The sequence below is a fragment of the Halomicroarcula saliterrae genome, from assembly GCF_031624395.1.
GTDB lineage: Archaea > Halobacteriota > Halobacteria > Halobacteriales > Haloarculaceae > Haloarcula > Haloarcula saliterrae.
This window is the reverse complement of sequence record NZ_JAMQON010000003.1, coordinates 155,558-177,171: the sequence shown is the minus strand read 5'-3', so window position 1 is coordinate 177,171 and position 21,614 is coordinate 155,558. Positions and strand designations below refer to the sequence as shown.

General features: G+C 67.3%; 17 protein-coding genes. 12 read left to right on the top strand and 5 right to left on the bottom strand.

All coding sequences use genetic code 11. The features are described from left to right. Window positions 1-51: 51 nt before the first annotated feature. Window positions 52-987 carry a hypothetical protein gene (locus tag NDI56_RS12170; RefSeq protein WP_310919805.1) on the top strand — a complete coding sequence of 312 codons (936 nt, stop codon included), beginning with the start codon at window positions 52-54 and terminating at the stop codon, window positions 985-987. Here NDI56_RS12170 and NDI56_RS12165 read toward each other — a convergent pair. Next, window positions 984-1,622 carry a DedA family protein gene (locus tag NDI56_RS12165; protein WP_310919804.1) on the bottom strand — a complete coding sequence of 213 codons (639 nt, stop codon included), beginning with the start codon at window positions 1,620-1,622 and terminating at the stop codon, window positions 984-986. The genes NDI56_RS12170 and NDI56_RS12165 overlap by 4 nt on opposite strands. Before the next feature lie 85 nt (window positions 1,623-1,707). Here NDI56_RS12165 and hemB point away from each other — a divergent pair, with 85 nt between their 5' ends. The 6 genes from hemB (at window position 1,708) to NDI56_RS12135 (ending at window position 7,134) form a co-directional block, all read left to right on the top strand. Further along, the gene (gene hemB / locus NDI56_RS12160; protein WP_310920131.1) at window positions 1,708-2,688 is read left to right on the top strand and encodes a porphobilinogen synthase; all 981 of its coding nucleotides are present in this window, start codon (window positions 1,708-1,710) and stop codon (window positions 2,686-2,688) included. Between the two features lie 479 nt (window positions 2,689-3,167). Continuing rightward, complete coding sequence (locus NDI56_RS12155) at window positions 3,168-4,472, top strand: ammonium transporter (protein ID WP_310919803.1); 1,305 nt, start codon at window positions 3,168-3,170, stop codon at window positions 4,470-4,472. Beyond that, window positions 4,465-4,821: a P-II family nitrogen regulator gene (locus NDI56_RS12150; protein WP_310919802.1), complete on the top strand. Its 357-nt coding sequence runs from the start codon at window positions 4,465-4,467 to the stop codon at window positions 4,819-4,821. The genes NDI56_RS12155 and NDI56_RS12150 overlap by 8 nt, the downstream gene beginning before the upstream one ends. Window positions 4,822-4,831: 10 nt before the next feature. Then, window positions 4,832-5,290 (top strand): HTH-type transcriptional regulator Lrp, encoded by a 459-nt coding sequence (lrp, locus tag NDI56_RS12145; RefSeq protein ID WP_310919801.1) that lies wholly within the window; start codon window positions 4,832-4,834, stop codon window positions 5,288-5,290. 109 nt (window positions 5,291-5,399) lie between these two features. Next, on the top strand, window positions 5,400-6,041 hold the full coding sequence (locus NDI56_RS12140) for a chemotaxis protein CheC (protein WP_310919800.1): 642 nt from the start codon (window positions 5,400-5,402) through the stop codon (window positions 6,039-6,041). A gap of 100 nt (window positions 6,042-6,141) precedes the next feature. Beyond that, window positions 6,142-7,134 (top strand): arsenic resistance protein, encoded by a 993-nt coding sequence (locus tag NDI56_RS12135; RefSeq protein WP_310919799.1) that lies wholly within the window; start codon window positions 6,142-6,144, stop codon window positions 7,132-7,134. 134 nt (window positions 7,135-7,268) lie between these two features. Here NDI56_RS12135 and NDI56_RS12130 read toward each other — a convergent pair whose 3' ends face one another. Then, window positions 7,269-7,772 carry a cupin domain-containing protein gene (locus tag NDI56_RS12130; RefSeq protein WP_310919798.1) on the bottom strand — a complete coding sequence of 168 codons (504 nt, stop codon included), beginning with the start codon at window positions 7,770-7,772 and terminating at the stop codon, window positions 7,269-7,271. 337 nt (window positions 7,773-8,109) lie between these two features. Continuing rightward, a complete protein-coding gene (locus NDI56_RS12125) occupies window positions 8,110-9,876 on the bottom strand; it encodes a nitrite/sulfite reductase (protein ID WP_310919797.1) in 1,767 nt (588 codons plus the stop codon). Between the two features lie 356 nt (window positions 9,877-10,232). On the opposite strand from NDI56_RS12125, the gene hemL reads away from it, so the two are divergent. The 3 genes from hemL (at window position 10,233) to prs (ending at window position 13,394) form a co-directional block, all read left to right on the top strand. Further along, window positions 10,233-11,570 (top strand): glutamate-1-semialdehyde 2,1-aminomutase, encoded by a 1,338-nt coding sequence (gene hemL / locus NDI56_RS12120; protein ID WP_310919796.1) that lies wholly within the window; start codon window positions 10,233-10,235, stop codon window positions 11,568-11,570. Further along, window positions 11,567-12,409: an HVO_0234 family beta-propeller protein gene (locus NDI56_RS12115; protein WP_310919795.1), complete on the top strand. Its 843-nt coding sequence runs from the start codon at window positions 11,567-11,569 to the stop codon at window positions 12,407-12,409. The genes hemL and NDI56_RS12115 overlap by 4 nt, the downstream gene beginning before the upstream one ends. 130 nt (window positions 12,410-12,539) lie before the next feature. Next, on the top strand, window positions 12,540-13,394 hold the full coding sequence (prs, locus tag NDI56_RS12110; RefSeq protein ID WP_310919794.1) for a ribose-phosphate diphosphokinase: 855 nt from the start codon (window positions 12,540-12,542) through the stop codon (window positions 13,392-13,394). A gap of 242 nt (window positions 13,395-13,636) precedes the next feature. Here prs and NDI56_RS12105 read toward each other — a convergent pair whose 3' ends face one another. Further along, a complete protein-coding gene (locus NDI56_RS12105; RefSeq protein ID WP_310919793.1) occupies window positions 13,637-14,956 on the bottom strand; it encodes an MFS transporter in 1,320 nt (439 codons plus the stop codon). A gap of 566 nt (window positions 14,957-15,522) precedes the next feature. On the opposite strand from NDI56_RS12105, the gene nasA (NDI56_RS12100) reads away from it, so the two are divergent. Further along, window positions 15,523-17,613, top strand: a complete 2,091-nt coding sequence (gene nasA, locus NDI56_RS12100; protein WP_310919792.1) for an assimilatory nitrate reductase NasA — start codon at window positions 15,523-15,525, stop codon at window positions 17,611-17,613. Window positions 17,614-17,909: 296 nt separating this feature from the next. Beyond that, window positions 17,910-19,223 carry an MFS transporter gene (locus NDI56_RS12095; RefSeq protein WP_310919791.1) on the top strand — a complete coding sequence of 438 codons (1,314 nt, stop codon included), beginning with the start codon at window positions 17,910-17,912 and terminating at the stop codon, window positions 19,221-19,223. A gap of 75 nt (window positions 19,224-19,298) precedes the next feature. On the opposite strand, the gene nasA (NDI56_RS12090) is transcribed toward NDI56_RS12095, so the two are convergent. Continuing rightward, on the bottom strand, window positions 19,299-21,353 hold the full coding sequence (nasA, locus tag NDI56_RS12090; RefSeq protein ID WP_310919790.1) for an assimilatory nitrate reductase NasA: 2,055 nt from the start codon (window positions 21,351-21,353) through the stop codon (window positions 19,299-19,301). Window positions 21,354-21,614: the final 261 nt, after the last annotated feature.

The window sequence follows — 21,614 nt, the reverse complement described above, 5'->3', positions numbered from 1 at the left end:
TTGGTGGGCTGAACCACAAGGGTGAACTAGCTGGCAGCGATTCCCCCGTCTATGTCCGACCGTCCGCTGCCCAGACGAACGCTGCTCCGACGGGGCCTCGCGGCTGCGGGCGCCGCTGCAGCGGGCACCACTGCCGGCTGTTCGAGCCTGTTCTCCGGCGGCGGCGACGACACCGGCGCGTTCACGCAGTGGTTGCCGAAACCGGGTGCCATCGGGGCCGCTGAGCATTACTGGTTCGACTACTACGATCTGGAGCGCCTCGCTTCCCAGAGAGAGACCCTCGGCGGGGAGCCCACCGTGTTCGAGAGGACGTGGCGGCCCGTCGGCCTGGACTGGGCGGACGCCACGAGCGCCGTCGCCGTCGACTCGGCCGACGTGGTCACCGCCGATTTCACGCGCTCGGACGCCGTCTCGGACCTCGAAGACGCGGGCTACAGCCAGGGCGACGAGTACGAGGGGTCCACGCTGTATCACGACGCGGACGGCCGGACGGTGTTCGGTGTCACCGACGGCACACTGGTCGTCTCGCGGGTCGACAGGTACGCCAGCGACCCGGTCGACCCGGCTTCCCGCGTTCGGGCGGTGCTGGACGCACAGACCGGTGACGTGACCCGCTACGCCGAGGCCAGCGAGGACATGCAGACCCTCGTCGACGAACTCGGCACGGCCACGTTCGTCAGCGGGGCGACGAGGGACGACGCCAGCGGAGTCGAGGCCGAGAGCGGTCGGTACGAGGGGCTGGTGGCCGAGGGGTCGACGAGCACGTTCGACGGGGGGACGGTCGCGGAGAAGTGGGTCTACGTCTACGACAGCCCACAGGACGTCGACATCGACGCGCTCAGGGCCTACGTCGAGGCCAACGACGACGGCACCGGCGGGTCGTCCGCGCCGTTCGCGACGGTCGGCGATATCGCTTACGAGAAGAAAGGCCGCAAGGGTATCATCACCGGGACACGGGCCGCAGACGAGTACTACGAGGACGCCTAGAGCAGTTCCAGAACGCCGATAGCGCCCCCAGCCAGCAGTAGCTCGAAGGCGAGGGTGCCAAGCGCCGAGAGGGCGGCGAACCGCCGGGTCGTCATGCCCGCCACGCCCGCCGGCACGGTCAACATGCCGCGGGTGAAAAGCAGCGTGTTACTCGCCGGCACCGCGACCACCCCGTACGTGTCGAACACGTCGCCAAAGCGGTCCAGTCGAGCCTCGTCGACGCGAAACCACGGTCTGTCCAGCAGCCACTGCCGGCCGCCGCGCCTGGCCAGCAGGAACAGCGTGGTCTGGCCCGCGGTGGCCCCGGTGACGGCGACGAGCAGGATGCCCGCGACGGTCGGGATATCGTACCCGCTTTCGGTCCGGGCGAGGACGGTCACCGCCGCCGGGACGAGCGCCTCGCTGGGCGCGAAATACAGCAACATCGCCCCTTCGAGCACGAACACGAACAGCAGCGCGACCAGCCCGTAGCGACGCAGTAACGACTCGGCGTCGCCCGCGTCGCCGAAGGCGTACAGCGCGATGCCGGCGACGCCGAGCACGGCGAACAGCGCGGCGACGACCAACAGCCCGTAGTCTTCGGCGAGCGCTCTGACAGCGCCACGCGCGGACGGCTCCGGGGCGTCGGCTCCCATCTGTTCAAACAAGTGACATCAGAGGTATATGTGTTGTGCCCCGGTGAGCGGTGGGTTCATGGCCATCAAGGCCACACACCCGGACATGGATATGACACGTCGCCCACGCCGGCTCCGAACCGACGGCGTGCGGCCCCTGGTACGGGAGACGGAGGTATCGGCGTCGGATCTCATCGCGCCGGTGTTCGTCGACGCGACGACCGACGAGCGGGTCCCGATTCAGACGATGCCGGGCCACGAGCGGGTGCCCGTCGAGGAGAGCGTCGCCCGCGTCGAGGAGATACTGGCGACCGGTGTCGAGGCCGTCATGGTGTTCGGCATCCCCGAGTCGAAAGACGAGCGGGGGACCCGGGCCTGGGCCGAGGACGGCGTCGTCCAGAACGCGGTCCGGCGCATCACCGAGGCGACCGACGCCTACGTCATCACGGACGTCTGCCTGTGTGAGTACACGAGCCACGGCCACTGCGGCCTGCTGGAGGACCACGCCCGGTCGGAGCCCGACCTCACCGTCCGCAACGACGAGACGCTCGACCTGCTCGGCGACATCGCGGTCAGTCACGCGCGTGCGGGCGCGGACATGGTCGCCCCCTCGGGCATGATAGACGGGATGGTCGGCGCCATCCGCGGGGCGCTGGACGACGACGGCCACACGGAGGTGCCTATCATGAGCTACGCCGCGAAGTTCGAGTCGGCCTTCTACGGCCCCTTCCGCGACGCCGCCGACGGCGCCCCCGAGTTCGGCGACCGCCGGCACTACCAGATGGACCCCGCGAACGCCCGGGAGGCCCGCCGCGAGGTCGAACTGGACGTCTCCCAGGCCGCGGACGTGCTGATGGTCAAGCCCGCGCTCCCCTATCTCGATATCGTCTCGCAGGTCCGCCGGGACCACGACCACCCCGTGGCGGCCTACAACGTCTCCGGGGAGTACGCGATGCTCCACGCCGCCGCCGACAAGGGGTGGCTCCAGCTGGAGGAAGTTGCCTACGAGTCGCTGCTCTCTATCAAACGGGCCGGCGCCGACCTGATTCTCACCTACTTCGCCGAGGACATCGCCGACCGGCTCTGAGGCCCCGTGGCGACACGGCCGACAGTCCGAACGTAAATTTTTACCGGGGGTTCGGTGCAGAACTGCAAGAAGTAACTGTCACAGCCGCTCCCCGATTCGCTGATTGTGGTATCTGCCCCCCGAAACGACCGTCTCTCCGGGGTTCGACCGTCGGTGTCGGGCCACACGGGCGGTTCCGGGGTGCGCGCGCAGGCAAAACACCCCGTTATGGCCTCACAACCCCGGAATCCGGGTGTACGAACGTCCAGAATGCGGAGAGAGAGATGCCGAATTTCTTGACGGAGAACAACCTTATATCCATTATATCATGTGGTAATCTGGACGTTCGACCACTGTAATGTCTAAATTCGGAATATCGTAAACCAAATCCTTATGTAGTGGTGTTGCCAGAGATTTCTCCGTGAACGACTTGACGAAGTTGGTGCTCGCGCCGATAAAGTTGGACGTTCAACCGCAATAGAGACACACTGATACAAATCATGGTACTACTCCAAGCAAGCACGGAAGCGCTGAACTACACGTGGATACTGATGGTATCGTTCCTGATCTTCTTCATGCACGCCGGCTTCGCGATGCTGGAAGCCGGACAGGTGCGCTCGAAGAACGTCGCGAACCAGCTCACGAAGAACCTCCTCACCTGGTCGATAGGTGTGACGGTGTTCTTCCTCATCGGCTCGGGCGTGGCCTCGGTCGTCGGTGGCGCCGACTGGGCCGCCGCCTACATGGCCAGCGGGCTCGGCTGGATCGACTGGCTCTACGGCGCGGTGTTCGCGATGACCGCCGCGACCATCGTCTCCGGGGCGGTGGCCGGTCGCGCGAAGCTCCGTGCGTACGTGACCTACACCATCCTGCTGGCGGCGGTCATCTACCCCGTCGTCATCGGCTTCACCTGGAGCGCCAGCGAGACCGGTTTCGTCGAGATCGTCACCGGCTACGCGTTCGCTGACTTCGCCGGCGGCATGATCGTTCACGGCATGGGTGGCATCGCCGGCCTGACCGCCGCAGCCATCCTCGGCCCGCGGATGGGCCGGTTCAACGAGGACGGCTCCGCGAACGTCATCCCCGGCCACTCGATGACCTTCGCCGTGCTCGGGACGCTCGTCCTCGCCTTCGGCTGGTACGGCTTCAACGTCGGCACCTCCGCCATCTACGGCGGCGACGGTACCTTCATGGCCGAACAGCTCGGCCGCGTCGCGATGACGACGACTATCTCGATGGCGATGGGCGCTATCGCCGCCGGCGCAGTCGCGTGGTTCCAGACGGGCAAGGTCGACACGCTGTACGTCGCCAACGGCCTGCTGGCCGGGCTGGTCGGTATCACGGCGATTCCCCACACGACCGCGTGGTGGGGTGCGTTCGTCGTCGGCATCCTCTCGGGCGCACAGCTCCCCATCGTGTTCAAGTTCGTCGAAACCAAACTCAACATCGACGATGTCTGTGCCGTGTTCCCGGTCCACGGGAGCGCGGGCGTGCTGGGAACCCTGCTGTACCCGTTCGTCGCTGCCCCCGGCGTCGTCAGTAACGTCGGCGGTGCGTTCATCGCTCAGGCGTTCGGTGTGTTCGTCATCGGCGGCTGGACGCTGACCGCGACGGCGGTTATCTGGTACGCGCTCAAGGCCATGGGCGAGGCCCGCGTCACGCCCGAACACGAGCAGGAAGGCCTGGACGTCAGCGAACACGGCGTCGAGACCTACCCAGAGTTCGGCTCCGGCGACAGCGTCGTCGCCGACGGTGGTATCATGACCGAAGATATCGAAGCGACTCGAGGTTCCAAAGATGACTGACGAAAACGAAATCAAGATGGTCGTTGCAATGGTCCGTCCCGACAAGCTCGGCGACGTGAAACAGGCACTGGCGGAAGTCGGTGCCCCCTCGCTGACAGTGACGAACGTCTCCGGCCGTGGCTCCCAGCCCGCGAAGAAGGGCCAGTGGCGCGGCGAGGAGTACGTCGTCGACCTCCACCAGAAGGTCAAAATCGAGACAGTGGTCGCTGACATCCCCGCAGACGACGTCGTCGAGGCTATCGCAGATGGCGCCCACACCGGCGAGAAGGGCGACGGCAAGATCTTCGTCCTCCCGGTCGACGACGCCTACCAGGTCCGAACGGGCAAGACCGGTCCCGAGGCCGTCTGAGCGGCGGGCGATGGTCGACGATATCGATAGACAGGTGGTGAACGCCCTGCTCCGGGACGGTCGGGCGAGTGCCCGCGATGTCGCCGCCGAGACCGGCGTGGCCGCGACGACGGTCTCGCGACGGATGGACCAGCTGGTCGACTCCGGCGTCATCGAGGAGTACACTGCTCGCGTCGACTACGAGGCGCTGGGGTACGACGTAACTGCCGTCTTCCAGCTGTCGGTCGATGGTAGCGGGCTGAAGACCGTGACGGAACGCCTCCGCGACCTCGACAACATGGTCGCGGTGTACGAGGTGACCGGCAGCCACGACATCGTCGCCGTCGGGAAGTTCCGCGACACCGGCGAGATGAACGCACACATCAAAGAGCTGCTGACCGACCCTGATATCCGCACTGCCTCCACGTCGGTCGTGTTGAACACGGTCCGCGAGCACGAACAGTTCCCGGTGGACGACACCGGCGAGTAACTGTCGGTCGACGCCGACAGCCCCTGTGGCCCTTCGGCCACAGTGTTCTCCGTTTCCAACGGCCCCACGCCGGCGGTGGGATTAAGCCAATCGACCCGTTCGATGGCGTATGGGCCTGCAAGTCGACGTGCGAAAGCTCGACCTCTTCAACCAGATGGCAAAAGAGGGGTCGGGGACCGTCGCGGACCACCTCGGGCAGCTCACGGGGTTGAACGCCTCGGTCCACACGTCCCAGATAAACTTTCTCGACATCGACGACGTGACGACACACATCGGCACCGAGAGGCAGGTCGGCATCTACGTCGAGCTGAACGAACCGCCCTACGGCTACGTCCTGTTCATGCTCGACCCGGCCGACAGCAAGCGTCTGGCGGGCGCGATGCTGGGCGGCATGGGCGGGGACGCCGACGCCGAGGGCTTCTCGGAGATGGAGCGCTCCGCGATGGGGGAGATCGGCAACATCATGACCTCGGCGTTCATCGACGGCTGGGCGAACGTGCTGGATACGACCATCGACATGGGCACCCCGAACTTCGTGCTCGGGCCCGCCGCCGGCATCATCGAGAAGATGGGCGGTTGGCCCGACTCCGAGCTCGTGTTCGTCATCGACTCCCAGATAACCGTCGAGGACGGCGACCTCGGGATGACCGTCTACACGTTCCCCGAACTCGAAGACCTCGTGGCGCTCATCCAGGGTATCGACCTCGATACGGACGTCGTCGCCGATACGCAGGCCGACGACCTGGTGTAAGGTACCATGGCCGCCCGCCGCCATCTCCGGTAGAGCATGGCAAGGCAGTTCTGTGGCCGTCCCGAACCCGGTCCTATCCGATGACGGCGACAGGTGGAGTATGACACGCCTCTCGAAACAGTGGATCCAGCACAATCAGGTCGCCCTCTACGCGGTCGCCGTCCTCGCCGCCGTCGGGCTCGCTGTCGGGCGACCGACTGCCACCACCGCGCTGGAACCGCTCATCAACCCCGTTCTGGCGGTGCTGCTGTACGTCACTTTTCTGGAGATACCGTTTGTCCGCATCCGGCGTGCGTTCCGGAACGGGCGGTTCATGTTCGCGGCGCTGGGGATGAACTTCCTCGTCGTCCCGGTCGTCGTGTTCGCTCTCACCCGCTTTCTCCCACAGGACCCGGTGGTCCTCGTCGGGGTGTTCATGGTGTTGCTGACGCCCTGTATCGACTACGTCATCACCTTTACCGAGCTCGCGGGCGGCGACGCCGAGCAGATAACCGCCGCGACGCCGGCGCTGATGCTCGTCCAGTTGCTCGTGCTCCCGCTGTATCTCTGGCTGTTCATGGGCCAGCGGGTCGCCGAGTTCATTGAAGCCGGTCCCTTCGTGGAGGCGTTCGTCGTCATCATCGCCCTGCCGCTCTCACTCGCCTGGGCCACCGAGTACTGGGCCGAGCGGTCCGCTCGTGGCGAGGGCTGGCAGGAGTCGATGGGATGGCTCCCGGTGCCGATGATGGGTGTGACGCTGTTCGTCGTCATCGCCTCCCAGCTGCCCCGTGTTCGGGCGTCCGTCGACCAGATAGCTGCCGTCGTACCGGTGTACGTGGCCTTCCTGATTATCATGCCGCTGCTCGCGCGACTCGTGACCGGTGGGCTCGGGATGGCCGTCGGAGAGAGCCGCGCGCTCCTGTTCACCTCGGTGACGCGAAACTCGCTGGTCGTGCTGCCGCTGGCGCTCGCGCTGCCAGCAGGATACGCGCTCGCCCCGGCCGTCGTCGTGACACAGACCCTCGTCGAACTGTGTGGGATGGTGGTCCTCACGCGGGTCGTTCCGGGGTATCTGGTTCCCGACGCCCCTGCCCGGTCAGCTCCTGCGGACTGACGGCTTCGGACCACTGAGACACCTGGAACTGGCGTTTCGAGGCAGGCGGACAGAGCGAACCCGACGAGACGACTCCCGTCGAACTCGTCCGTGGTATCGACCCCGAGACGGACGTCGCTGCCGACCCGGTGTAGCTACTCCGGCAGCGGTCCGAGGATGTCGAGGTCGTATTCGGCGGCCGCTTCGGCCAGTGCCGCCGCGTCGGGCTCGCCCGGTGGCGGCGTCTCCAGGCGCGGCGCGGGCTCGCCGACGCTTCTGAATAGCTCCTCCAGTCCGCCCGGCGTCACCTGCACGACCATGCGACACGGCTCGTCGCCGACGACGCGGAAGCCGTGGGGCACGTCCCGCGGGAGCACGACGGTGTCGTGTGGCTCCGCTCGCACTCGGTTCTGGGCGTCCTCACCGTGGAGACACTCCAGTCGGCCGTCGATAACGTAGAACAGTTCGTCCTCCCGGTGGTGGACGTGGTAGGGCGTCTCGTATCCCGCCGGGGCCGTGTGGTCGACGAGGGTGTACGCGCCGTCGGTCTGTCCGGCGTCGACCTTGACGACCATCAGTATCCCCACTGCCCAGAGCGCCTCACCGTCCTCGGCGCGCAGTACTGTCGGTTCCCCGCCTGGCGCTGGACTGGTTGCCATACTGAAATATCTCTCGCCGGCGGGGATATAGACAACCCATGACACGCTACCGAGTGTCGTACCACCGGTCGAAAAAGACGAACCGACGAGGCGAACATCGTCGGCGCTCCGCGCTGACGGCAGTGTTGGACACGAGCAGTGCCGTCCTCAGAAATCGAAGATTTCTGATGGGTTGCGGTAGAGCTTCGCTCTACCGAACGTCGGGATTCCGGCTTCGGGCCGGGGGCCGCGTGTCATCGCTATTCGATGAGTTCCGGCGCTGCGTCGTAGGCCACCTCCTGGACGTGTTCGGCCGTCGGTTCCGACTGCTGGTCGGGCGTTTCGGTGCCGTGCATGGTCAGTCGTCCGCCGAGAGCGGTTCGCCGCTGGCGTCCGTGGGCGCGGGGCTCTCGCCGTCCTCGAACGGGTACCACGACTGCTTGGCGTCGTTGAGGCAGGGGTCCTCGTATCCCTCGACCTCTTCGGGCTCGGCGAGTTCGACGAGGGTCTCGTGGCCGGTGGCGGCGACCCAGTCGCTGAAGGTCTGGCCCTCCGAACGCAGCGCCGCGTAGGCCTCGGCGATGTTCCGAATCATGCCGGGCACCTCGTCGGCGGGGACGCGCTGGCGGACCCACTCGGTGAACTCCGCCTCTTCGCCCATGCCGCCGCCGACGCCGACGTCCAGGGCCTCGACCATCTCGCCGTCTTTCCGGGCGCGCATCCCCTGCAGCCCGATGTCGCCGGTCATGGCCTGGCCGCAGTCGGCGGTACAGCCCGAGTAGTGCATCTTGATGCGGTCGACGTCGCTTGGCAGCTCGACGTTGTCGCCCAGCCAGCGCAGCATCCGCGCCATCCGGGCTTTGGTCTCGGTGAGCGCCAGCGAGCAGAACTCCGTCCCGGTACAGGCCACCGCGCCCTGCGTGAACGGGTTCGGCTCGGGCGAGTACTTCTCGAGGAACGGCTCGTTGAGCAGGTTCGCCAGGTTGCCGTCCGGCACGTCCATGATGAGCGGGTTCTGTCGGCGGGTGAGTCGCACCGCGCCGGAGCCGTAGGCGTCGGCCAGATCGGCGAGTTTGACGACGTCTTCGGCCGGGAGCCGGCCGACGGGCACGGAGAGGCCGACGTAGTTTTTGTCGTCTTTCTGGTCGTAGACGCCGACGTGGTCGTGGGCGCCAAACTCGGTGTTCTTGCCGGCGTTGTAGGTGTACTCGCCGCGGAAGTCCGTCCCGGCGGTCTCGAACTCGAAGTCGAGCCGTTCGTCGAGGTCCTCGCGGATTTTCTCGGTACCGTGTTCGTCGACGAAGAAGCGCGCGCGGTTTTTCGACCGGTTCGTCCGGTTGCCGTTCTCGTGGTAGTACTCGACGAACTCGCGGACCGTCTCGACGGCGTGTTCGGGCTCGATGAACAGGTTCAGCGGGCGGGCGTTGCGCGGCTCGCGGCCGCCCAGTCCCCCGCCGACGCGGACGTTGAACCCCTTGACCTCCTCCCCGTCGACGAACTTGTGGGCCGGTTCGAGGCCGATGTCGTTGATCGCGTCCTGCGCACACCCCTGCTTGCAGCCCGACACGGAGATGTTGAACTTCCGGGGCATGTTACAGAGCTCGTCGTCCCCGCGGATGGTCTCCTGAATCTCGTCGAGGATGGGGCGGGACTCGATGTACTCCTCGCCCTTGCCCGCGACCGGACAGCCCGAGATGTTGCGCATCGTGTCGCCGCCGGCCGACCGGGAGGTGAGACCGACGCCTTCGAGTTTGTCCCAGATGTCCGGGATGTCTTCGAGTTTGAGCCAGTGGAGCTGGACCGACTGGCGGGTCGTGAAGTCGATCCACGCGTCGCCGAACTCGGGGTTGTCGACGGGGCCGCTGGCGTACTCCTCGGCCACCTCGCCGATGGCCCGTAGCTGTCCCGGTTCCAGGACGCCGCCGCAGTTCGTTAGCCGCATCATGAAGTACGACTCCTGTCCGCCCCGATGATGGAACACGCCCCAGAACTTGAACCGGGAGAACCACTCGTCGTGCTCGTCCTCGGGGATAGCGTCCCACCCCTTTTCGGCGAACTCCTCTATCTTCTCCCGGACTTCGTCGCCGTACAGCTCGCCCTTGATGTCCTCTTTCTTATTCGCCATCGGAGACCCCGTCGTGAATTAAGATTTGTTTGATTTCATTCTCCATTTTGGCTTGTATGTCGTGCATCTCTCGTACAAACGCGTCAGTCTGTGCGCTGATAAGCCTAATCCTTAACAAATACGGCTATTCGGCCACCGATGCTGACAATCCCCAAATCCGGTCCGGTCCGTGGGGCGACTCGGGTCGGTATTGCCCATCTTCCACCGAACGGGGGGTCGGGCAGACATTCGTCCACCGATGTTCGGGTGGTGGCTCCCGTCGTTCTCGGTCGTCGTCCGCCCGATTTCCACCGGGCGGGCCCGCCCGCGTCGGGCGACCCAACAGTTTCTTTCACCCCGGCACCCAACCCGGCGGTATGAACCACGAGCAGTCACGTGCGCTCTACGACCGGGCGCTGTCGGTGATGCCCGGCGGCGTCAACTCCTCGGTGCGGGCCGTCCGTCCGTACCCCTTCTTCGTCCAGAAGGGCGACGGCGGCCACGTCATCGACGCCGACGGCAACCGCTACATCGACTACGTGATGGGGTACGGGCCGCTCCTGCTGGGCCACGACATGCCCGAGTCGGTCCAGTCGGCAGTCCAGCGACACGCCGCCGAGGGGCCGATGTACGGCGCGCCGACGGAGGTCGAGGTCGAACTCGCCGAGTTCGTCGCCCGCCACGTCCCCGGCGTCGAGATGACCCGCTTCGTCAACTCCGGCACCGAGGCCACCGTCTCGGCCGTTCGTCTGGCCCGCGGCTACACCGGTCGCGACAAGATCGTCGTGATGCAGAGCGGCTACCACGGCGCCCAGGAGTCCACGCTCGTCGAGGGCGAGGGCGACCACACCGCCCCGTCCAGCCCCGGCATCCCCGAGAGCTTCGCCGAGCACACTCTCACTATCCCGTTTAACGACCGCGAGGCCGCCCGCGAGCTCTTCGCCGAACACGGCGACGACATCGCCGCCGTCCTCACCGAACCCATCCTCGGCAACTACGGCATCGTCCACCCCGTCGAGGGCTTTCACGAGACCCTGCGGGAGCTGTGTGACGACCACGGCTCGCTGCTGATTTTCGACGAGGTCATCACCGGCTTCCGCGTCGGCGGGCTCCAGTGCGCTCAGGGCAAGTTCGACATCGACCCCGACATCACCACCTTCGGGAAGATCGTCGGGGGTGGCTTCCCGGTCGCGGCGGTCGGTGGGAAAAGCGAGATAATCGAGCAGTTCACGCCCGCCGGCGACGTGTTCCAGTCCGGCACCTACTCGGGCCACCCGGTCGGCATGGCCGCCGGGCTGGAGACGCTGCGGTACGTGGCCGAGAACGACGTGTACAGTCGCGTCAACGGGCTCGCCGAAGACCTGCGGTCGGGTCTGCAGGACATCCTCGAAGATCGGGCCCCCGAGTACACCGTCGTCGGGACGGACTCGATGTTCAAGGTCGTCTTCACGCGCGATGCACCGGACAGCTTCGAGGGCCACTGCGAGGCCGGCTGTACGCAACGCGAGGAGTGCTCCCGCTACGACCACTGCCCGAAGAACGGTCACGACGTGACACAGGCCGAGACCGAACGGTGGGAGCGGCTGTTCTGGCCCGCGATGAAAGAACAGGGCGTCTTCCTCACCGCCAACCAGTTCGAGTCCCAGTTCGTCTGTGACGCCCACACCGACGCGGACATCGAGGAGACCCTGGAGGCCTACAAGACGGCGATATGAGCGACGACATCTCGCTGTCCGAGAAGCGGATGTACGGCCAGACTCGCCCGGAGACCCACGCCTACGTCGCTTCGGGGCTGGGCGTCACCCGGGTCGAGACTGCCGGCGGGCAGATCGGCCGGTTCAGCCTCGCCGAGCGCTGTTCGGCCCGTGACATCGCCGGTGCGAACGGCGAGATAGCCGTCGCCACCGAGGAGTCGGTCCTGATTTCGACGGCGGACGGCTTCGCGGAGACGGGCTTCGGTCCGGCGACGGCCGTCGGCTACGACGCCGACGGGTTGGTGGCTGCTGGCGAGGGGCGGGTCGCCCGCTACGACGACGGCGAGTGGTGGGAGATGGGGACCGTCGACGACGTGCGGGCGCTGGCCGCCGACCTCGTCGCGGCCGCCGACGGCGTCTACGGCCTGCCCGGCTGCGCGTATCTCGGACTGCACGACGCCGCCGACGTGGCAGGCCCTTTCGCCGCCACCGCGGACGGGCTGTACAAACGCGACGCCCAGGAGGGAACCGTCGGCCCCCGGGAGAACTGGGCAATCGTCCGGTCGGGCGCGCACGGCGTCGTCGCCACCGACGGCGCTCGGGTCCATGCAGCGGACGCCGACACCCTGTACGAACTGGCCGACCACGGCGGCGCCAGCCCCGACCCCCACTGGGAGCCCTGTGACCTCCCGGTCCGCGAGCGGGTCGTCGACGTGACCTACGGCCAGGATACCCACGCCATCACCGAGGACGGTACGTTCCTCGTCGACACGGCCGATGACGCGACGGCCGACGGCCGCGGCGGCTGGCGGGCCCGGTCGCTGGGCGTCCCCGAAGTGGTCGGCGTCGCGGTGGCGTGAGAGCGGTTCTGCCGGTGGTGGGTGGGGCTTTTGGCTGTTCATGACGTTCGTCTCCTGCCCACAGACTCACTACGCGATCGCTAGCCCGTGAATCGAAAAGTGGTTTAGCCCGGCCGATAACCCCTCGCACATGATTATCCCCGGCGCGGAGACACAGGCGTTTGCGGTGGCGCTTGCCGAGGCGGCCGACGAGCCGCTCGGACGGGTCGAGTACGAACGATTCGCCGACGGGGAGCACGTCGTCCGGGTGCCCGAGGCCGTCGACAACGAACGGGCGGTCGTCGTCGCCTCGACGGTCGACTCGGACGCGCACGTCCAGTTGCTCCAGCTCCAGGACGCCGTGCGCGAGGCCGGTGCCAGCGAGGTCGTCACCGTCCTGCCATACATGGGCTATGCCCGTCAGGACGCCGCCTTCCGCGCGGGCGAGCCGGTCTCCTCCCGGGCGATGGCCCGGGCCATCTCGACGGGCACCGACCGCGTCATCACGGTCACGCCACACGAGCCCGCCGTGTGTGACTTTTTCGACGTGCCGGCGACGAACGTCGACGCCGCCCGCGTGCTGGCCGACCCGCTCCCGGCGGACCTCTCGGACCCGCTCTTCCTCTCGCCGGACGAGGGCGCTATCGAACTGGCCCGGACGGTCCGGGACGCCTACGGGACCGGCGAGACCGACCACTTCGTCAAGAATCGGGACTACGACAGCGGCGACGTCGATATCACTCCCAGCGACGCCACCGTCGAGGGGCGGGACGTGGTGTTGACCGACGACATCATCGCGACGGGCTCGACGATGAGCGAGTCCATCGAAGTGTTGAACGAGCGGGCCGCGGACCGGATTTTCGTCACTTGCGTCCACCCGATGCTCGCCAGCAACGCGCTGACGAAGCTGTCGGTCGCCGGCGTCGACGCCGTCTACGGCACCGACACCGTCGAACGGGCCGTCAGCGAGGTCAGCGCCGCGCCGGTCGTGGCCGAGGAACTGTAGTCGGTCACGACGCCTCGGCGTCCCCGGGCGACGACCCGACGTCGGGAGCCAGCACGGCAGCACCCATCAGCGACAGGAGCCGCCGTCGTGTCGCCGCCTCGCCACGGCGGGCGAAGAGCCCGACGCCGGCGGCTCGGGATATCCCTCACCCACCGCGGCTGTCAGCGCGCTGTCTACTACGCGTCCGCTTGTAGATTGTGGTCGGGAGACGGTGTTCCGTCCTCGGAAAACCGACCGCGGACTCAGTCGTCGCTCGTCGCCGCGCTGGGCTCGCTAGAGCCGCCGATGAAGCCGCTGGTGTTCGCGACTTCCGCGACGTTGGGCTGGAACACCCACGCGGCCAGCAGCACGAACGGAATCATCGACGCGGCGACGATGGCGTAGCCGATGTGGAGACTCGACAGGAACGGCGCGGCGTACACCAGCGGGTAGACGATACCGCCGACGGTACCGATACCGCCGACGACGCCGGCGACCGACCCGGAGTTGTCGGGGAACATCGCGGGCACCTGCGCGAAGATGGCGCCCTCGGCGAAGGCACAGGCGGTCCCGACGAGGAAGCCGACGATGACGGCGTTCATCACGACGCCGGAGAGTCCGGCGAGCGTCATGCCGAACATCGAGACGACGATGAAACACAGCGAGACGAACGTCCACTGCTCGCGGTAGCGACCTTTGAACACCGGCAGGATGTTCTTCTCCTTGCGAGCCAGTACGTCGCTGACGTAGCCGCCGATGGGGCGGAGCAGGCCGGCCGCGATGGAGAACGTCGCGGCGAACGTGCTCGCGATGACGAGGTTGTCCTGGTTGAACGCCTCGCGGTAGTAGGTGGCGAGCCACCCGTTCATCGACAGTTCGAGGCCAAAGGACATGATGTACGCGACCGCCAGCACGACGGTGCCGTAGCGGGTCGCCGTGTGGAGCCAGTCCTTGAAGCTGGTGTTGCTCTTGGTCGCCTCCCGCTTCGCCTCGGACTTTGCGGCCTCGCCGAGGGTGTAGTAGGCGACCGCGAGGAAGATGGAGACGATGCCGGTGTAGAAGAAGGCGGCGCGCCAGTTCGTCGAGAACAGCGGGCCGCTCCAGTCGGTCCCGAACACGCGCGGGAGGATGAGCGCCCCGCCCGCGGCCCCGGCGTTGCCGATGCCGGCGTAGATGCCCTCCGCCAGCCCGAGGTTCTCCTCCTCGAACCACTCGGCGACGTGCTGGATGCCGATGACGAAGGTGATGCCGGCCGTCGCGACGATGAGCCGGGTCACGAAGAACACGCTGTAGTTCTGCGCGAACGCGCTCGCTATCGAGAACACGCCGACGTACGCGAGCACGATGGCGAATATCGTGGGCGCACCGTACTTATCGGAGAGCCAGCCGGTCAGCATCCGGCCGAAGGGGGCCATCCAGATGGCCGAGCTGGCGAGGATACCGATCTGGGCCGTCGTCAGGTTGAACTCCTCGGCCATCCCGCCCGTGAAGGGGGCAAAGGAGAACCATATCAGGAACGAGAAGTTGAACCCGATGGTCGCGAGCAGCAGCGTCCGGTACTTCGTCATCCTGATCAGTCCCATGCTCTCACCTCCGGGGACGTGGCCGACTCACTGTTGGCTATTTGTACTTCACGAACTTTAAGCCCATTCTCGAATACGTTCAGGCACATTGCTTCGGTTTCATACGACAATCCACGACCATATAACCATAATCGTTTACAAATCTAAAATTAGGAACTGGTCGGCGGACGACTCACCAATACGGTCGCGCAGCCGTCGGCGCAGACGGCGTTTTTTTCCAATCGTGGAAAAGTTCCGCAGGCAGGCGGACAGTGTCAACGGGTCGCCGCGCCACGGGGCGCGTGGGCCGGTTCGCCCGCTCCTGGCGAAGGTTGTGTCGTTCCGGTGTATCGCGACACCGACCGTGGCGGGCGCTACAGAGGCCAGCTGGCTGTACTGACAAATCTCCGCGCTAATATTCGTCCAACCGAAAGGTTATTCGCCCTCTCAAACAACATTGTATCTATCTGGGTCAGAAAAATGCCCGAATATCAATTACCAGCGAGCAACGGAGCTGTGCGGGCGAACCGACGGTCTCCGGGGGTCCTCGTCGGTGCGCGCCCGCTCGCCCCGCGGGAGACGCGACCGTGACACAGTGGAAACCGACGACGTGTATGCGGTGTGCGGTCGGCTGTGGCCAGCACCAGCGCGGCGTCGACAGGGGGTACGGCGTCGACAAGGTCCGGGGCAACTACGACCACCCGGCGACGAACGGGCTCGCCTGCGAGCGCGGCATCCGGGAGACGGAGAACCCGGCGGGAGAGTGGCTCACGGAGCCGCTGGTCCGGCGGGGGAACACCCTCCGACCCGCCTCGTGGGAGACGGCGCTCGGCGTCGTCGCGGCGGAGTTCATCGGGACCATCGCCGAGGACCCGGACAACCTCGCCGTGCTGGGCAGCGGCCAGCAGACCAACGAGGCGGCCTACGCGCTGGGGAAACTCGCCCGCGGCGGCATCGGGACGACGTACTTCGACGCGAACACGACGCTGTGTATGGCCAGCGCGGTCACCGCCTACTACGACGCCTTCGGCAGCGACGCGCCGCCGCCGACCTACGACGACATCCCCGAAGCCGAGACGCATCTGGTCTGGGGCGCGAACCCGGCTGCGGCCCACCCGGTGCTGTACCGGTGGATACTCGACAGCGCGGCCGACGGCCGTCTCGTCGTGGTCGACCCGGTGAAAAGCGAGACGGCCGCCGACGCGGACACCTTCGTCCAGGTCGAGCCCGGAACCGACCTCGAACTCGCGCGGGCCGTCCTCGCCCGACTGGTGGAGACCGACCGCGTCGACCGCGAGTTCGTCGACGCCAACACCGACGGGTACGAGGCGCTGGTCGACTCGCTGCCGCCCGTCGACGCCGCCGCCGAGACCGCCGGCGTCGACGTCGAGACGGTCGAGGAAATCGCCGCCGCCTTCGAGTCCCCGACGCTGCTGTACTGGGGGATGGGCGTCAACCAGAGCACCCACGGCACGGACGCGGCGCGGATGCTCATCAACTGCTGTCTGGCGACGGGGAACATGGGCCCCGGTAGCGGCCCGTTCTCGCTGACCGGGCAGGCCAACTCGATGGGGGTGCGCGTCTGCTCCTCGAAGGGGACCTTCCCCGGCCAGCGCCCCTTCACCGACGAAGACGCCCGCGCCGAGATGGCCGAGACGTGGGACGTCCCGTTGAGTCGGCTCCCGGCGTCGACCGGGCCCGGGCCCGTGGGCATCGTCGACGAAATAAACCGGGGCCACATCGACGCCGTCTGGACGGTCGCGACCAACCCCGTCGCGGGGATGCCCGACGCCACGAACGTCGCCCGCGCGCTGGACGACGTGTTCCTGGTCGTCCAGGACGCGTTCCGGTCGGAGACGGTCGAACACGCCGACGTGGTGTTGCCGGCGGCGACGTGGGGGGAGACCGAGGGGACGACGATGAACATGGAACGGCGCGTCTCCCGCGTGACGGCAGTGAGCGACGTGGTCGACAACGTCCGCACGGACCTCGACATCATCGCCGCGGTGGGCAACCGCATCGAGTCGGGGCTGTTCGAGGCGCCGCCGGTCGACCCCGAGGGGGTGTTCGACGAGATACGCGAGCTGACGGCGGGGACCGTGGCGGACTGCTCGGGCATCAGCTACGACCGACTGGACCGCGAGCTGGCCGTCCGCTGGCCGGCGCCAGACGGGACGAGCGAGGGCGGGTATCGGTACTACGACGAGGGGTCGTGGTCGTTCCCGACCGACTCCGGGCGCGCACAGCTCTCGACGGCCAGCTACGACGGGGTGCCCGAGCCGACCGACGCGACCTACCCGCTCGTGCTGACGACCGGGCGACGGCCCGACGCTTACAACACGGGCGTCCGGACCCGCGAGGAGACCGGCGACGTCCCCAGCGCGCGCATCCACCCCGAGACCGCCGGCCAGTACGTCCACCTGCTGGACCGCGGACGCACCATCGTGGAGTCGCGGCGGGCCGCCGTCACCGTCGACCTCGCCCCCGACGACAGCGTCCCGACCGGCGCTATCTGGATGGACGTCCACCACCCCGTGGTCAACGAACTGACCCTGTCAGCCGTCGACCCCGACTCCAACGAGCCCAACTTCAAGCAGTGCGCCGTCCGCCTGTCGTCGCCGGACACGTCCTCGACGGTCACCCGCAGCGGCCTCCCACACACCGGCACCACCGACTGAGAGGGACTGCTGTGGTCTGGGCCGACCCCCGGAGTCGGCCAATCCAGCAATACGCTGCGCCGTTCTCTCTGACACTTCCGGCTGTAACAGTTCGACGGAATTCGGCTGCCTTGGGCCCAGACCGTCTCGCCGGCCACACGGCCGGCAGCGTGGCCGGCCTCGCCCGCAGATATTTTATGACCGTTTGATTGCTGAAGGTGGCTATATTTTGAATATTTTGTACCTTATCGTGGCTAATGGCGGCTAATCCCGTCTCATATCGGAAATATATTGGGTATCGCGGAACCGCGACCTGTATGGACGACCGACAGATTCGCGGAACCCCCCGGCGAGGGCTGGCGTCCGCGACACTGGGCTTTTTCATCGGCTTCGCCGGCGTCGTGCTCTATGGCCCCGTCGCCACCGAGTTCGAGTCGGCGATGGGGCTGTCCGGGCTGGCGCTGGGCCTGCTCGTCGCCGCGCCCCAACTGACCGGCTCGCTGCTGCGTATCCCCTTCGGCGCGTGGGTCGACGACGTCGGGCCGCGGCGGCCGTTTCTTGTCCTGCTCGGGCTCTCCATCGCGGGGATGGCCGGACTCGCGCTGCTGCTGACCGTCTTCTACCCCGGCGGGCTGACGATGGAGCTGTACCCGCTCGTGTTCCTCTGTGGTGCGCTCTCGGGCTGTGGCATCGCCGTCTTCTCCGTGGGGACGACACAGACCGCCTACTGGTATCCGAAGGAGACGCAGGGGACCGTGCTCGCGGTGTACGCCGGGCTCGGCAACAGCTCGCCGGGGCTGTTCACGCTGTTGCTCCCGGTCGCCCTGGCCGCGCTCGGACTGACGACGGCGTATCTCGTCTGGTTCGGCTTCCTCGTCGCCGGGACGCTGGCGTTCGCCCGGTACGCGGTCGACCCGCCGTACTTCCAGCTGCGGGCGGCCGGCGTGGACGCCGAGACGAGCAGAGCACGCGCCGCCGACCACGGCCAGGAGCTGTTCCCCGGCGGCGACGCCTTCGCCTCCGTCCGCGAGGCCGCCCGCATCCGCCGGACGTGGGTGCTGGTCGCGCTGTTTTTCACCTCCTTCGGCGGCTTTCTCGCGCTCACGGTGTGGCTTCCCTCCTACTGGACGACTGTCCACGGCATGGACGTCCAGTCGGCCGGGGCCCTGACCGCGGTGGCCTTCACCCTGCTGGCGGCGCTCGTCCGGATTCCGGGCGGCGTGATGAGCGACCGGATCGGTGGCGAACTGACGGCGGCCGGCAGTTTCCTCCTCGTCGCCGTCGGCGCCGGCGCCCTCGTCGTCAGCCGGGAGTACAACATCGCCCTCGGTGCGACGGTGCTCGTCGCGGTCGGAATGGGCGTCGCCAACGCCGCGGTGTTCCAGCTCGTTCCGAAATACGTCCCGGAAGCGGTCGGCGGGGCCTCCGGGCTCGTCGGCGGGCTCGGCGCCTTCGGCGGCTTCGTGGTCCCGCCGGTGCTGGGACTGTTCGTGGATACCTACGGCAGCGAAGGGTACGCCACCGGTTTCCTGGTCTTCGTCGCGCTGGCGTTCGTCGCCGTCGCGCTCTCCGAACGGCTCTACCGCACGCAGCCGACGACCGCCGCGGAGGCGGCCCCGGCCGACGGGTGACTCCCGCCCTCTCGTACGGATTGTTGTAGAGTATCTCCGGCTGGCGTCGACCCCGGACGGCAGCTCCCACCTGTCTCAGTCGGCCGTCGCCGGCGGCAGCTCCGTCTCGGGTGCGACCAGTCTGACGGCACACTGCTTGAAGTGGGGCTCGCTGGACTGGGGGTCCCGCTCCGGGAGCGTGAGCCTGTTGGTGGCCGGGTGGTGGATGGGGAGCCAGACCACGCCGCGGGGGACCCCTTCGTCGCGGTCGACGCGGACTGTCGCGTCGCCGCGGCGGGAGACGACGCTCAGTCGGTCCCGGACGATGCGGTCGGCGTGAAGCTCGACCGTGTCCGGGTGGATGCGAGCGACCAGTTCACCGGGCGCGCCGCTCCGGGAGCGGACGCCGGTGTTGTACCCGTCGGCCTCGCGGGCCGTGGTCAGCGTCAGCGGATAGTCGCCGTCGGTCGGCTCGGGGAGCTTCTGCTGGCGACCGGTAGAGAACTGGGCGTTCCCGGTCGCGGTCGGGAACGACCACGACCCGTCGTCGTAGTAGCGGTACCCGCCCGAACTGTCGGCGTCGGGGGCCGGCCAGCGGACCGCGTGCCCCTCGTCCAGCCGCTCGTAGCTGATACCCGAACAATCGGCGACGGTTCCCTCGGTGAGGCCAGCGAACTCGTCGAACACGTCGCTCGGGTCCGGCGAGGTGCTCTCGAACAGCCCGGGGAACAGCCGCGAGCCGACGGTCGCGATGATGTCGAGGTCCGACCGAACGCCGCTTGGCACCTCGGTCGCGGCGCGGACACGCGAGATGGTCCGTTCCATGTTCGTCGTCGTCCCCTCGCTCTCGCCCCACGTCGCCGCCGGTAGCACCACGTCGGCCAGCTCGGTCGTCTCCGTGTGGAAGGCGTCCTGTGCGACGACGAAGGCGTCTTCGAGCCGGTCGCGGGCGCTGTCGGCGTCGGGCATCCCGGCGACCGGGTTCGTGGCGACGGCCCACACCGCGTCGGGCCCGTTTTCGAGCATCCCGACCGGGCCGGGGCCGGTGTCGTCGGGCAGGCGGTCGACCGGCACGCCCCACTCGTCGGCCACGAGCTGTCGGTGGTTCGGGTCGCCGAAGGACCGTTGCCCGGGCCAGGACCCCTTCGAGGAGCAGATGCGAGTGCCCATCGAGTTGGCCTGCCCGGTCAGCGAGAACGGGCCGGCGCCGGGCCGCAGGTTCCCCGTCGCGAGCGTGAGGTCCACGAGCGCGCGTGCGGTCTCGGTCCCCTGGACGTGCTGATTGATACCCATTCCCCAGTACAGCAGCGCCCGGTGGTCCATCGCGTCGGCCAGCAACTCGACATCGTCCATCGACACGCCGGCGTCGTCGGCCGCTTCCTCGGCCGTCGGCAGCGTCGCGAGTAGCTCCTCGAAGCCGTCCGTGGCGTCGACGATGAAATCGTGGTCGAGCCGGTCGGTCTCGACCAGTCGGGCGAAAATCGCCCGGGCGAACGCGAGGTCCTTCCCCGGTTCGGGAGCGACGTGGTGGTCGCTGTTCTCGGCGGTTTCGGACCGGACCGGGTCGACGGTAATGAGCTCCGTCTCCTCGGCGGCCTCGCTTATCCAGCGGAACATCACGGGGTGGGCAACGGCGGGGTTTGCCCCCCAGACGACGTGTCTGTCGGCGTCTTCGATATCGTCGTACGTACACGGCGGCGCGTCGCTGCCGAAGGCCTGGTAGTAGGCGGTGACTGCGCTGGCCATACACAGCGTCGTGTTCGCGTCGTAGTTGCGCGTCCCGAACCCGCCGCGGGCGAGTTTCCCCAGCGCGTAGGCCGCCTCGTTGGTCTGCTGGCCGCTGCCCAGCACGGCGACGCTGTCGGGGTCGTTCGCGTGGGCCTCGCGCAGCCCCTGGGTCGCTCGCGCGAGCGCGACATCCCACGTGGTCGTCCGGAGCTCGCCGTCGTCCCTGACGAGCGGCCGCGTGAGCCACTTGCCGTCCGGGTCGCGGCTCTCCTGGATGCCACGCGCACAGGCCAGCCCCTGATTCACCGGATGGGCGGCGTCACCCCGCACCATATCGATACCGTACCCGATGTCGGCGCCCCGCTGCATGTGGCCACAGCCGACGGCACACCGCATGCACGTCGTGGGGACCCAGTCGCTCACGGACGACCCCGCTCCGCCGTATCGCCTGAGCGTCCATTATTACAGGTAGAACGCGACCATTCTGATAGCATCTCTCTACCTGCTTGGATGATTGGGCAAATAAAAAATCTTGTCTATTGAAAAACGAACGTTATGGCGGGGGGTCACCCGATACGTGTTCACCGGCGGGGTCGCCCGCGGCGTTTGCTCGCCACTTCTTGGAAAACGTGCAAAAGACGACGGGGACTGCCTTCGAATCCGAACGACCCGGTCGGTGCTGGT

Coding starts and splice junctions, on each gene's coding strand:
- NDI56_RS12165 (WP_310919804.1), bottom strand. CDS start 1,622: ATGGGAGCCGACGCCCCGGAGCCGTCCGCGCGTGGCGCTGTCAGAGCG.
- NDI56_RS12135 (WP_310919799.1), top strand. CDS start 6,142: ATGACACGCCTCTCGAAACAGTGGATCCAGCACAATCAGGTCGCCCTC.
- NDI56_RS12170 (WP_310919805.1), top strand. CDS start 52: ATGTCCGACCGTCCGCTGCCCAGACGAACGCTGCTCCGACGGGGCCTC.
- NDI56_RS12125 (WP_310919797.1), bottom strand. CDS start 9,876: ATGGCGAATAAGAAAGAGGACATCAAGGGCGAGCTGTACGGCGACGAA.
- lrp (WP_310919801.1), top strand. CDS start 4,832: ATGGTCGACGATATCGATAGACAGGTGGTGAACGCCCTGCTCCGGGAC.
- hemB (WP_310920131.1), top strand. CDS start 1,708: ATGGATATGACACGTCGCCCACGCCGGCTCCGAACCGACGGCGTGCGG.
- NDI56_RS12155 (WP_310919803.1), top strand. CDS start 3,168: ATGGTACTACTCCAAGCAAGCACGGAAGCGCTGAACTACACGTGGATA.
- NDI56_RS12095 (WP_310919791.1), top strand. CDS start 17,910: ATGGACGACCGACAGATTCGCGGAACCCCCCGGCGAGGGCTGGCGTCC.
- NDI56_RS12115 (WP_310919795.1), top strand. CDS start 11,567: ATGAGCGACGACATCTCGCTGTCCGAGAAGCGGATGTACGGCCAGACT.
- NDI56_RS12105 (WP_310919793.1), bottom strand. CDS start 14,956: ATGGGACTGATCAGGATGACGAAGTACCGGACGCTGCTGCTCGCGACC.
- NDI56_RS12140 (WP_310919800.1), top strand. CDS start 5,400: ATGGGCCTGCAAGTCGACGTGCGAAAGCTCGACCTCTTCAACCAGATG.
- hemL (WP_310919796.1), top strand. CDS start 10,233: ATGAACCACGAGCAGTCACGTGCGCTCTACGACCGGGCGCTGTCGGTG.
- NDI56_RS12150 (WP_310919802.1), top strand. CDS start 4,465: ATGACTGACGAAAACGAAATCAAGATGGTCGTTGCAATGGTCCGTCCC.
- NDI56_RS12130 (WP_310919798.1), bottom strand. CDS start 7,772: ATGGCAACCAGTCCAGCGCCAGGCGGGGAACCGACAGTACTGCGCGCC.
- prs (WP_310919794.1), top strand. CDS start 12,540: ATGATTATCCCCGGCGCGGAGACACAGGCGTTTGCGGTGGCGCTTGCC.